Here is a 12,665-nt window from a genome sequence, read left to right on the forward strand (position 1 = left end):
GTGAAACTGATTTAGATTTCATCAGCAGGGTAACGAACACCAATAATGCTACGGGCTTGGGTTGTGATAGCACTGACTATCTGAGTTCGAAGCAAGCCTTCATGGTTAACCGCACCAGTATGGTATAAACGGGCAAACTCTTCTGCTTCATAGCGCATCGCGTTCTCATCCTGCTCTACGGTTAATTCCACCACAGGCTCATCCCGACGATATAGCTTCACCCCATGGCATTCTGAAATAAAATCAATAAGGAGGGTCCCATTCTCCCCTTGGATTTCACTCGGAATAACTCCATCACTGACTTTAGAGTGAGCAACAGTAACATCGCAGTCCTGATAATGCAGAACCAGAGTTCCGTGGGCATCAACACCAGAATCAAGCATGGTGCCTTGTGCGGTCATACTGCTTGGCTCACCAAACAGCGCAATGGCACTGCTCAGTGGGTAAACCCCAATATCCATCAGTGAACCATTGGAAAATTCAGGGTTAAACGTATTTGGGTTCTCACCGTTTAAATATTTCTGGTAGCGTGAAGAATACTGGCAATATGAAAAATAGGCTTTGCGGATGCGGCCCAGCTTAGGAAGGGCTTTCTTTATCACCTCAAAATTTGGGACATAGGTTGCTTTCATTGCTTCAAAGAGCAGTACTTGCTTTTCTGCAGCAAGATCAACCAACTCCTGCACTTCGGTAATGTTTGACGCCAAAGGTTTCTCACCAATCACGTGCTTACCCGCATTAATGAACACTTTAGCCTGCGGGGCATGCAATGAATTAGGGCTGGCAATGTATACCACATCAATCACATCACTGTTTGCAAGTTCGTCCAGTGAATCAAAACATTCAACTTTCCCATACTTACTTGCAAACTCGGCTGCTTTTTCCTGTGTTCTGGAATACACCGCCGTTAAATGATACTGGCCTGATGATAGTGCCGCACTGATAAAGCGATCCGTGATCCAGTTTGTCCCGATCACACCCAAACGAATCATTGGTCATTTCCTTGTGGTTATAAGCTACCATCAGTGTAACAAATACTGATATTAGACATAACCACAATATCTGTATGTAAGTTAACTATATACCTTGTGTTAACAGTCGGTTATGGTTATTTTGATTGTGTCGAAACGAACACGAGTGAAGCTATGTATTACGCGGAAATTACCGGCTGGGGCAAATGCCTTCCCCCCACAGAGCTGAGCAATGACGAGCTCAGTCAATTTGTTGATACTTCAGATGAATGGATTCGAACGCGTACCGGGATCGAATCAAGGCGCATTAGCCATGTGAACACCTCTGAACTGGCGCGAGTTGCCGGCGCAAGAGCGCTCGCGGCTGCGGGGGTCGATGCCTCCGAGCTTGACCTTATCATTATCGCTACTTGCTCCCCTGATACCCTAGTTCCAAATATAGCTTCAAAAGTCCAGCTAGATCTCGGCGCAACTAAAGCTGCTGCTTTTGATATGAACGCGGCTTGTACGGGTTTTCTTTATGGCTTGGAAACAGCCACCAAGATGATTCAGGCCGGAAACTACCAACATGTTCTGGTTATTGGTGCCGAGCGCCTTTCATGGTATCTAGACTGGAGCCAGCGCGATACTGCCGTTCTGTTCGGTGATGGTGCTGGAGCTGCTGTGCTAAGCCGTTCTACACAAATGTCGGGGCTGCTAGATGCACAGCTAGGCTGTGATCCTGAAGGCCGTGATGTTCTTGCGATTCCAGAATTTGGCACCGCAATGGATCGTTTCAACCCAGACGCCGGCCATTTTACCTTTAATTTCGTAGGCAGAGAAATCTTCCGCCGTGCCGTTCGAGGAATGGGAACCGCAGCCAATACGGTATTGCAGCGAGCCAATTTAAGCCAAGATGATATCGATGTTGTGATCCCCCACCAGGCAAACCAACGCATCATTGAAGCCTTGTGTGATCATGCAGGTATTCCCCTAGAAAAGGCCTTCATCAATATCCACCAATACGGCAATACCTCTGCGGCTACCGTTCCTATTGCGCTATGTGAAGCGGTTGAACAAGGCCGCGTTAAACCTGGTGATACCATCTTATCAGCAGCCTTTGGCGCAGGGCTGACCTGGGGGGCTTCGGTTATTAAGTGGGGCCAACGTGTCACCCCGGTACACGAAACCGATGTTTCACTACCAGAGTGCCACCAGACAGCGACTGAGCTGCTAGAGAATGCCATTAAGCACTGCACTAAATAGTGTTATACCTAATAAAATACCAGCGACTAATCGCTGGTATTTTTTATACCTTTCTCAACTCTCGATTGAAAAATCACTCAAGGCTGCGCTTCTTCTACACGGTTTCTACCCTGCGATTTCGCCTTATATAAAGCACTGTCAGCCCGTTGAATAAATGACTCGATTTCTTCACCAGATAGATATTCAGCTACGCCAATACTACAGGTAATATGAAGCCCATTGGCCCACTGATAGCTCTCGACAATTTCACGGACCATCTCTGCAAACTCCCTGGCACCACGAAGGTTTGTCGCTGGACAGAAGATAATGAACTCTTCGCCCCCCCATCGAACAACCACATCAGTCTTTCGAGCACGTAAGTTAAGTACTCGGCCAAACTCTTTGAGCACTTCATCACCACCGTGATGGCCCAAGGTGTCATTGATACGCTTGAAAAAATCAATATCGATATACGCCAAAGACAATGCATGACAATTTCGCTGTGAAAAATCAACAATATCTCTTAACCAACGATCCACGGCATGACGGTTTTGAGTCCCCGTGAGATTATCGGTAAATGCCATCTGTTCAAAAGCCAGTGACTGTTGATAGAGCTGCTGGTTAACTTGCTTCAAATAGTCGGCTTTGGCTCCCATCTCGTTGACCTGTTCAGCCAACCGCCGACGCTCGACGACCAGGAAATAAATAGCCGTCATGATCCACAATAAGATATTAATCCGAAGCAGCGCCGACTCAGATAACCAATGACCATAAAATACCAAGCGGTTCAGTTTGAGAGAATAGTGTGCCGGCTTGATATGACTACCGGTCGCAATTTCAATTTGCACGATGTTATCGAATTGAGGGCCAGAATTCTCTATAGGCACTTCATAATCAGCAATCCACCATGACAACACCTGAAATGACTTAAAGGGGATCACTTTAATGCCGTTGCCGATACCTGGCGCATATTCAATAGCATTGAATTTATAAGAGACCGGATCATCTTCGGTTGAATAAGCGGGGTCAAAATTTCGAAGGTATATCCTTAACCTTTCACCACCGATAAGGCTGAAATAGTCGACATCTATGCCTAAAGAATGAAAAGAAGAAAGATCGAGTCCACCAGTGATCTCATTAAGATCAACAGATATCTCGCAAAAAGGCCATCTCCCCTGTTCACCAATATCACAGTTCAGTTCAACCGAATTTCCGTTGAAATCAATGACTGACTGGGTATCTCCCCCCTGGGAACTATCATCGATATTGGAATACGTTGCATTCCTAGCATCAATCTTTAGCTCCTTCTCAAAACCACCCAAGATATGAAACAGCGAAGTTAAAGAAGAGAACGTTAGCAGAAAATAAGCCGCTAGTCGTATACGTCGTCTTAAATTATCCACTGGATACCTATAAAAAAACCAAGAAATGAAACTGAATATTGCGTGTTTTAATTTTAATAACAATAAGATAGTTAAGATTAGCAGATGGCGAACTTATCACCAAGCCCGTAACTTCACGCTACAAAATAAGAATTGGATTTTACATGAACCATCACAAACTTTCGCTACTAAAATCTGTCTTGTCCTTTTATTGACACAATAAAGCACCACTAATAGCGGCGCTTTATTTCAAGTGTAAATTATGCATAACGCAGCGAAAAGACTATTTACGCTGGCGATGGCGACCTCTGTTCTTGTGAATTTGCGATTTCGCCTTAGCACGCCTTTTATCACTTGAGCGCCCACGTCGGCGGTTTTCTGGTGGCTCAATTGTTGGATCCGGTTCATAGCCTTCCAACCATTGCTGTGGTAATCGCGTATCTAACAGTTCCTCAATCGCACGCAACGCCCACTCTTCGTCTAGGCTCATCAATGAAATGGCGTGGCCTGTTTGACCAGCACGGCCAGTTCTACCAATACGGTGAACATAATCTTCAGCCTTGAAAGGCATCTCGTAATTAACGACATATTCCAACTGCTCAATATCTAGGCCACGGGCTGCGACATCGGTGGCAACCAGCACCCTCGCCTTGCCAGACTTAAAATCATCCAGAGCACGCTGACGAGCTCCTTGGCTTTTATCACCATTAATCGATACCGCTTTGATACCATCTTTGCCGAGCTCTTTAGCCAGTTCATCCGATCCCTGCTTGGTTTTGGTAAACACCAGCACTTGCTGCCAATTTCTAGATCCAATCAAGTAGGCCAGCAATTCACTTTTACGGTGTTTATCGACCGGATAAACCATCTGCTCGACGGTAACTGCCGTGCTGTTGCTCGGTGTCACTTCGATAAGCTTGGGATCATCTAGAATATCAAACGCCAGCTTTTTGACCTGTTTGCCAAACGTTGCTGAGAAAAAAGCGGTTTGTCTTTCGGTATGCATTCGCTTAAGAATACGCTTAATATCATCAATAAAACCCATATCCAACATACGATCTGCTTCATCGAGTACCAGATACTTCACCTTACGGAGATCAACGGTACGTACATGGGCATGGTCAAGCAGTCGGCCTGGTGTCGCAACCAGAATATCAACACCAGACTCCAACGCTTTTACTTGTACCTTCATGCTGGTGCCACCATAGGCAACTGCAACTTTCAGCCCAGTCTTTTTGGCGTAAAGGCTCAAGCTATCGAACACTTGCTGGGCAAGCTCTCGGGTTGGGGTCAAGATCAATGCTTTGACCTGCTTGGCCTCAGTGGCATCCGATTGCTCTTCCACAAGACGGTGTAGCAGCGGAAGCCCGAATGCTGCGGTTTTTCCGGTACCGGTTTGGGCACCAGCCAATACATCATGGCCTGCCAATATTTCTGGGATAGCCTGAGACTGCACCGGAGTCGGTACTTCGAAACCGAGTGAAGAGACATTTTCAACGAGTTGGCGATTAAGCCCCAGGGATTGGAAAGACATGCACAATACCGACAATATTCAAAAGAGGCGGGATTTTAGCAAAAAAGCAGGATAAGTGTGAGATAAAAAAGCACCGCATTGCGGTGCTTTTACATTAGCGAATAGTGTTTAGCAGAATAAGAAATTACTTAATATTCAAGAATGCTGCGCCGCGCACACCGCCAGAATCGCCGTGTTTTGCCTTGATGATTTTCGGGCACTTAGCAACAGATAGCAGGTACTTAGGAATACGCTTTGGCATTTCTTCGTAAATCAGATCGAAGTTTGACAGGCCGCCGCCCAGCGCCACAACATGCGGATCGGTTGCTGTGAACAGGTTGGCAAAGCAGATGGCCAGAAGCTCCATAAAACGCTCGACGTGCTCAACAGCCTTCGCCTCACCTTCAGCATGAGCCTTGATGATCTCGATCGCTTTCTTCTCTTCACCGTAGTAGTGAGTGTAAATAAGCTCAAAGCCACGGCCAGACAGGTAGCTATCTAAGCAACCCTTCTTCTCACAGCCACAGCCTAGCAGAGGTGCATTTTCGCCAAGATGGAACCACGCATCGATAGGAAGGCGTGTATGGCCTACTTCACCAGCGACGTGGTTACGGCCAGAGAACACTTTGCCTTCGTAAATGAAACCGCCACCGAAGCCTGTACCCAGGATCAAACCAAGCACTGATGGCTCATCTTGTAGCTCTTCATCCCAAGCTTCAGAAAGTGCAAAACAGTTAGCGTCATTCTCGATCTTTACTGAACGGCCAATCTTGGCTTCAAGATCTTTGCGAAGAGGCTTACCTTTAGCCGCAGGAACGTTTACTGTTAGTACGGTACCGTCATCAGCATCTTCCATACCCGGAAGGCCAAGGCCGATCGTGCCTTCACAACCTAACTCAGCATCGTATTTGCTTACCAAGCCCGCGATAGTTTCAACCAGTAGATCGTAGTTATCGGTTGGCGTCGGTACACGTTCGGTGGCTACGCGCTCAAGTTTCTCGTTAAACGCGCCAAACTCAATTTTGGTTCCACCCACATCAAAGCCGTAGTACATCCTGCACTCCAAAAAATAAGAAAAAAACAAAACTGAAAAAATTATCCACATATCTACACCTACAGACTGTGACGAGGTGCAGATTTAGCGGGGCTGTATGGTGCTATCTATCGCGTTTGCTGAAAGAAACATCAAAATGTTGCATAATTTATCTGCTGCAACAATCACTTGCATCACCCAGCGACTTAAGCGTAGCTGGCCATGTATTCACGTAACTGGATGATTGCATTATCATCTGGCAACACCCGGTTCAACTTGCCAGTCATATAGTTTTCGCGAAAAACATCGAACCATAGATCCAGAACATCGGCATTTTTCTGCTCACCGAACAAGTCAATAATGCGAGCAGCCACCTCAGCGGTCCCTAACTGGTTTTCTTTAGACGCCTCACGTACTTTGTAGCGCGAAGGCTTTTCTGGATTTATAGATAACACAGGAAACTGGTTCAAATAAGGGCTCTTACGGAACATCTTCTTTGCTTCCGCCCAGCTGCCATCAAGCATGATAAAGAGCGGACGCTTGCCTGATTCCATCTCTACTTGCTCTGCAACCCGCTCGGGTGCCGCATACTCTGCAGGGAAAACCACATAAGGCTGCCATTGCGGATCTTCAAGCAACGCCAGCATTTCTGAATTAGGCTCGGTACGTGACCAAATATAGGCGTAGGTATCTTCGAACAAGTCAGCAATTAAACGACCAGTGTTGCTTGGCTTGAGAATTTCGTCATCGTACATCACCAACAGAAAAGCAGCATTAGAGGAAATTTCAGGCTTGTTGGAACAGATACACAAGTGTTTGCGTAACATGCAGAATAAGCAGCGCTCTACTTTACCGCCTCGGGCAAGGAATGGACGAGTAGAACGAGCAAGACGCTCATCATATAACTTATGAACAGCATGGATACGCATAGCAGCTTTACCTAAAAACAAAAAACGCCAGCATTTTACTGGCGTTTGTATTGATTACAATGAATATTCGCTGTTATGAGTGTAATCGATACTTTGACAGCAACTCCTGCTGCTGATGAGCGACATCCGATACCCTGCCAGCTTGCTCCACTAACGTCATGAGCTCTCGACTATTGGTTTGTGCTTTCAGTGAGACTTGCTCAACACTGTGTCCTACCTCAATAGATGCATTTTCCTGCTGCTGCGTAGCTGCCGCAATGGCGATCACCTTATCGTTGATGCTGGCGATCATCGACTTGATCTGATGGATCGATGCTTGTACTTCACTACTCAGATCTATCGAAGAGGTCATCTCTTCCCGGCTAACCACCATAGCTTCGTTCACATCCTGGGCTGCCTGATGGAGCTCTTGGATAGTGTTGCGAATCGATGCTGTCTGCATATTGGTTTCACTGGCCAACTTACGGACTTCATCGGCAACAACCGCAAATCCCCTGCCCTGCTCCCCGGCTCGAGCAGCTTCAATCGCCGCATTCAGTGCCAGCAAATTCGTGTTGTCTGCAATCGCACTGATCAACTCGACCACTGCGGTGATCTTATCAACGTGGTTATCAAGCTCTTTCATACGGGTTTCATTAACCGCAAAGCGCTCATCTAACTGACACAGACGGGATGTGCTCTCGTCAATAATATCTACCCCTTGCTGGGCCATATCATTGGCTTGTTTGGCTTCTTGTTCAGATTCATAGGTGCTAGCAACAATCTCTTTAATTGATACTTCCAGCTGGGTAATCGCTGTTGCAATGGCCGTCAGTTCGTCACTTTGGTCTTTAATGGCAATACGTGATTGGGAGGCCGCTTTCTGGCTGGTTTCTGCTGCCACGCTCAATTGGTGGCTATTGTCGACAAGTTTGCCGAGTATCTGGCTGTTGTTCAGGTTCGATTGATTCAACAAGCCACCCAACACAGCAAACTCTTTTGGCGCATCTTGGGTTGCCTTAACCGTTAAATCACCGTTACTTGTCGCCTTTACGACACGATCAATTTTTTGCAATGACCGCTTTACCGAGTGGCTAATCCAGCTACTGGCGATAATGGCAACCACCAGACCAGCAATACTAAAGGTAAGAAACAAAGCCATGGCATTTTCACTTGCTTCCATTACACCAGCTTCACCTTGCTCCACCAACCGATTGGCTCCTTCAGTGAGCGTGTTAATTTGTGAGGCCATAGAGGCAATTTGCTGTTGTGCATCATGTACTTTACCAGCTTGTTGCTCCTGCAACGCAAGTGTTTGTAATTGCAAATCAACAATACCCTTTTCGTCGTATAGCTCCTTCACCATAGTAAAAGGAACGACGACACTGGTGTAATCAGCAATACTTGGCTCAAGACGATTCATTTCTCGCCAGGCGTAATTCATTCCCGATAAATTTGTACTTTGCAAACTACGAACAAATCCTTCGGCTTTCGCTAAGTCACGCTCGAGCATCAAGGCCATCAGGTGGCTTGCCATTTCCAGAGAGTGATTCACGAAGTTAGTCACATGGTTGATACCTTCCAAATCATTGGCAAAGACATCTGTACCCACCCGACTCATTTCCGCACGTACAGACGAGACCGCATAGTTCATCATTGCTTTATCAGATTCAATCTTATTTCGATTGACCAGAATATCTTGTTGCGATTGATATAACGTTGCCGCAGTCGTTGCAACCTGATCAGCCTGCGCGCGCAATATTTTTATATTGTTCATCAACCAGCCTAGTTGATTCTGTTCTGCTAGCCGCTGCATCTCATTAAGCGCTGCAACCATAGTTTTCTGCTCATTATCAAAAGCCTGGTGTGCAATATCCAGCTCTTCAATCGATGAACTGTTGATCATTTCACTGAGATTCTGTGCGGATTGTAATGATGCCCGAACAATGACGCTTGAGTTCATCGTCACAGGCAGCGCCTGATGGCTCAGTACTTCAAATTCCTTCGCAACACTTTTTAAGCCATTATTACCAAAGAAGGACAGTAAGCCACCGGTCGCGACCAGTAACACAAAGACGATTTGGATTGAGGCAACAATAGAGAGACGTATTTTGCCCCGCTGCTGATTTTTCATGCTGATCATATCCCTGATTAAGTTCAGCCAGTATCTTGGAGTTATATGTCAGCCATAAAACAGAAACGTATTATTTTCATGTCGCTAGATTAAAGCGTTATGGGCTGGACACCTTGATGGCAAACTTACTCAATAAATATGACAATTAGATTTCAATCATTAATTTCATCAATAATATCAATAAGAACAGCTCAATCTATTGCAAAACAGATTAAATGATACCCAGGCGGGATAGTAATTAGGGGCTATAAAAGGAAAAAAGCAGCACTAAGCTGCTTTTCATTTATCTTGCGTTTTGGCTTATGGCGCTATCAAACAGGTTTTTAACCAAGCCGACGTAATCCTCGAGGAAACGCACTTGTTCATTGGTCGGGCAGCGATTCCACGCGCCAGCCAATACTTCGTTCAAATCTTCCATAACCGCATCGGCTTCCTGCATTAACTTGAAACGGAAATCAGCTTCGAGGTCTGGGTTTTGCGAAAATACAGTCATCAAATTGGTCGCAATCATATCTGTCACCACGTCTTCAACGGTCTCGCTACAGCCTTCTGTTTCTGCATTTTCAAACAGAGAAAGATGCTCAGTAAAGTACTCTATGAGCGCATGATAACCTTCAGATTCAACAACCATAATCTAATCTACTCTTCCAATGAACCTAACTCATGCTAAACCAATGAACTTTACAATCAACTAGTTAGCCTAAGCATAATAGGGAGACATTTTATGACAAATCAGACCAATAAAATAGGCAAAATTAATATTTTCGGCTCAGCGCCTTATGAGGCATCATGCATAGCAGCAGATTGTTCCGGGGTAGCTTGATATACCGTACACTGATTACGGCCACGCCTTTTTGAGTCGTATAACGCGCTGTCTGCACACTCCAGCCACTGCTCATAAGACTTCATCCAAGGAGCCCACTCACAAACACCTAAGCTAATCGTTACATGGATATTGCGAATATCCATTTTCACTTGTGACTCTTCAACCCGCTTGCGTAATCTCTCGGTAAAATACTGTGCTAACTCAGAGCTGGTACCTGGCAGAATTACACCAAACTCCTCCCCGCCATATCTTCCTGCGAGATCGGACTGGCGCTTTGCTTTCTTCAACAGGCTGGAAATGGATTTAATTACCGCATCACCCGCAATATGGCCGAAGGTATCATTAACCTGCTTGAAATGGTCAATATCAAACATGACCAGACTTGAAGCGGTTTGAAAGTGGCGACACTGGTCAAACTCCGCCGATAAGCAAGATTCCCAATGGCCACGATTATAAAGTTGGGTCAGTTTATCGGTAATGCTCAAATGGGTAAGCTGAGCATTACTCTCCCGCAAATGAGTTTTGCTCTTTGCGATATCCGAGACATCCGTCACCGTCAAACAGATATGGCGATATTCCCCGTCCAGTGCCTTGAGCGGAGTTAACGTCATATTTTGAAACATAATCGCCAAGCCCCCCGTCACTGGGCTGAAATTAGTAAAGTTAAAAATAAAAGGCCTGTCTTCCCAGCAACTGAATGAACGGGTGCCCAACTTAAATGCCGATTTAATTTTACTTTTCAGCCAAGCTTCAGGTAAATCAGGAACTGCCGTAAACAGGTTTTGCCCCATAATTTGATCAGCACTTATACCGCTGTATGCTTGCATGAAGGTATTCCAGGTCATTACCCTGTACTCCCTGTCAAGCATCACGACACCGGCATCTATATTATCGATAACCTGCGCTGTGAGGTGAAAATCAGATAAGCTTTCTGGGTAATTCACTGCAATGTCTCCATAAATCGTCTAATTACTTGCGTAGAGTTATGATCCATCATCAGTAAAACATCACAGGCCATATCCATTTTTTCAGACTGGTAACTGTACTCGATGGTAAAAAGCTCACCATTGGCAATCTCTGTTATCCCCCTTACCATGTACTCTTCCAAGCAAATAGGCTGTCGTATAGAGAAAGGGATGTTCATCTGTTCTGTAAGAGATACCAAAAACGATGAGACCATTAGATTGGCGATATCGATAATGACTTCGCTCTGCTTATCATCAAAGGTGCTGAATCCCAAGCGCTTACCAAATGTACTGATATCTTGACCGTATAGGCAAACAAGGGCTTCACCGTGGATCCCCCCACCAACAAATCGCTGTGCAATAGCGGTAGAGTCCGCACGTTGGATCTGATTACTGATCATCATTTCAAGTTCACCACAGCCCAGCATGGCAACATTCGGCAGTGGCATGGTAATAAACTCACCAGAATGATCAGATATAATTGCTGCCCCTCTTCCTAAAGCAATATTGGCCACTTCTTTAAATTGATATAAATAATCATTCTCTCGTGCAAAAACTTTCCTTTTCGGCTTAATTCCTTCTATTGGTGTATTGTTTTTGGGGATTAAAGATATGCCCATTTTTATCAGCGTGGCCTCTATTTGCGGCCGGGAAAAAGGTTTAGCCAAAAAATAATTTGCACCGGCATCAACACAGCGCTCAATAGCCTGCTGCTGCACGTCTGCTGACAGTACAATGATCTTGGTTGGGTGATGATTGACAGGCAATCGTTGTAACACGCCAAATCCATCTAGTACTGGCATGGTCAAATCAAGAAACATTACATCAATATTATTCTGCGCAAGGACATCTAAAGCCTGCTGCCCATTTTCGGCGAAGAATAGCGTTACGCCTTCATAATCGCCAAAAAACTTTTGCATAGCCCTATGCACTAGCCGTGAGTCATCACAAATTAAAACTGTTTTGTTATATGACACCAAGATATGACCTAGATTGCTTACCAACTATGATTATGATAACGGCTTTATTCGAATTTTATATTTTTAGCTGTATTAAATTATCGACACAGTGACATGGATCGCCTTTTGAGTTCGTCTTTAAGCCGTTATTTCACAGACAATTAAATCAGATACTTAGAGTTTCAACATACTTTACTTATTAGCCTTATTATCAACATGGTTTTTTGACATTTGATAAACAGGTATGATGAAAAAACTATAAATCTAAAGGACTTTATTACAATGAAAGTTATTCGCCTTATCCTTGGCAAGCTCATTTTATTGCTCAATGCCGTTTTTTCTCCCAAGCCTCAACAGCGCAGTGATGATGAGCAGCAACGTATCAACAAAGAGCTTGAATCATTGTCGCTATACCAATTTGAATCCTGCCCTTTCTGTGTAAAGGTCCGCCGGGCAGCAAAAAAGATGAATCTACCGCTGGAAACTGTCGATGCCAAACAGCCTGATCATGAACAAGCACTCATCAGTGGTGGCGGTAAGCGCAAGGTTCCTTGCCTGCGTGTCGAAAATGAAGCTGGCGATGTGACATGGATGTATGAATCCAACGATATCATCCAATACCTCGAGCAACGTTTTGCCTAAGCAATTAAAGCCCCCCTAAAAAGTTACACTAGAGGTATAACACCATGGCTTACGGGTTGAAAAGAGTGAACCAGCTCAAGCCCCTAAGCCATAGGCAGTGCATTTCAA

11 protein-coding genes are annotated in these 12,665 nt (G+C 45.1%); 2 read left to right on the forward strand and 9 right to left on the reverse strand.

Annotated features, from left to right (window positions below):
- Window positions 1-11: 11 nt before the first annotated feature.
- Window positions 12-992 carry a Gfo/Idh/MocA family oxidoreductase gene (locus tag R2X38_RS08085; protein ID WP_317521727.1) on the reverse strand — a complete coding sequence of 327 codons (981 nt, stop codon included), beginning with the start codon at window positions 990-992 and terminating at the stop codon, window positions 12-14.
- 153 nt (window positions 993-1,145) lie between these two features.
- On the opposite strand from R2X38_RS08085, the gene R2X38_RS08090 reads away from it, so the two are divergent.
- On the forward strand, window positions 1,146-2,216 hold the full coding sequence (locus R2X38_RS08090) for a ketoacyl-ACP synthase III (RefSeq protein WP_317521728.1): 1,071 nt from the start codon (window positions 1,146-1,148) through the stop codon (window positions 2,214-2,216).
- Window positions 2,217-2,293: 77 nt separating this feature from the next.
- On the opposite strand, the gene R2X38_RS08095 is transcribed toward R2X38_RS08090, so the two are convergent.
- The 8 genes from R2X38_RS08095 to R2X38_RS08130 form a co-directional block, all read right to left on the reverse strand.
- Window positions 2,294-3,598 carry a GGDEF domain-containing protein gene (locus R2X38_RS08095; protein ID WP_317521729.1) on the reverse strand — a complete coding sequence of 435 codons (1,305 nt, stop codon included), beginning with the start codon at window positions 3,596-3,598 and terminating at the stop codon, window positions 2,294-2,296.
- Between the two features lie 262 nt (window positions 3,599-3,860).
- On the reverse strand, window positions 3,861-5,111 hold the full coding sequence (locus R2X38_RS08100) for a DEAD/DEAH box helicase (RefSeq protein ID WP_317521730.1): 1,251 nt from the start codon (window positions 5,109-5,111) through the stop codon (window positions 3,861-3,863).
- A gap of 124 nt (window positions 5,112-5,235) precedes the next feature.
- Window positions 5,236-6,144 (reverse strand): N-acetylglucosamine kinase, encoded by a 909-nt coding sequence (gene nagK, locus R2X38_RS08105; RefSeq protein ID WP_317521731.1) that lies wholly within the window; start codon window positions 6,142-6,144, stop codon window positions 5,236-5,238.
- 185 nt (window positions 6,145-6,329) lie between these two features.
- Window positions 6,330-7,052: a tRNA-uridine aminocarboxypropyltransferase gene (locus R2X38_RS08110; RefSeq protein ID WP_317521732.1), complete on the reverse strand. Its 723-nt coding sequence runs from the start codon at window positions 7,050-7,052 to the stop codon at window positions 6,330-6,332.
- A 73-nt stretch (window positions 7,053-7,125) separates the two neighbouring features.
- Window positions 7,126-9,165: a methyl-accepting chemotaxis protein gene (locus R2X38_RS08115; protein WP_317521733.1), complete on the reverse strand. Its 2,040-nt coding sequence runs from the start codon at window positions 9,163-9,165 to the stop codon at window positions 7,126-7,128.
- Between the two features lie 283 nt (window positions 9,166-9,448).
- Window positions 9,449-9,796, reverse strand: a complete 348-nt coding sequence (locus R2X38_RS08120; RefSeq protein ID WP_317521735.1) for a DUF3802 family protein — start codon at window positions 9,794-9,796, stop codon at window positions 9,449-9,451.
- Between the two features lie 146 nt (window positions 9,797-9,942).
- Window positions 9,943-10,935, reverse strand: a complete 993-nt coding sequence (locus tag R2X38_RS08125) for a diguanylate cyclase (RefSeq protein WP_317521736.1) — start codon at window positions 10,933-10,935, stop codon at window positions 9,943-9,945.
- The gene (locus R2X38_RS08130) at window positions 10,932-11,933 is read right to left on the reverse strand and encodes a response regulator (protein ID WP_317521738.1); all 1,002 of its coding nucleotides are present in this window, start codon (window positions 11,931-11,933) and stop codon (window positions 10,932-10,934) included. The genes R2X38_RS08125 and R2X38_RS08130 overlap by 4 nt, the downstream gene beginning before the upstream one ends.
- Window positions 11,934-12,197: 264 nt before the next feature.
- Between R2X38_RS08130 and R2X38_RS08135 the strand changes: the two genes are divergently transcribed.
- On the forward strand, window positions 12,198-12,557 hold the full coding sequence (locus R2X38_RS08135) for a glutathione S-transferase N-terminal domain-containing protein (RefSeq protein WP_317521739.1): 360 nt from the start codon (window positions 12,198-12,200) through the stop codon (window positions 12,555-12,557).
- Window positions 12,558-12,665 lie beyond the last annotated feature (108 nt).

The organism is Photobacterium rosenbergii (assembly GCF_033022775.1).
Taxonomy (GTDB): Bacteria; Pseudomonadota; Gammaproteobacteria; order Enterobacterales; family Vibrionaceae; genus Photobacterium; species Photobacterium rosenbergii_A.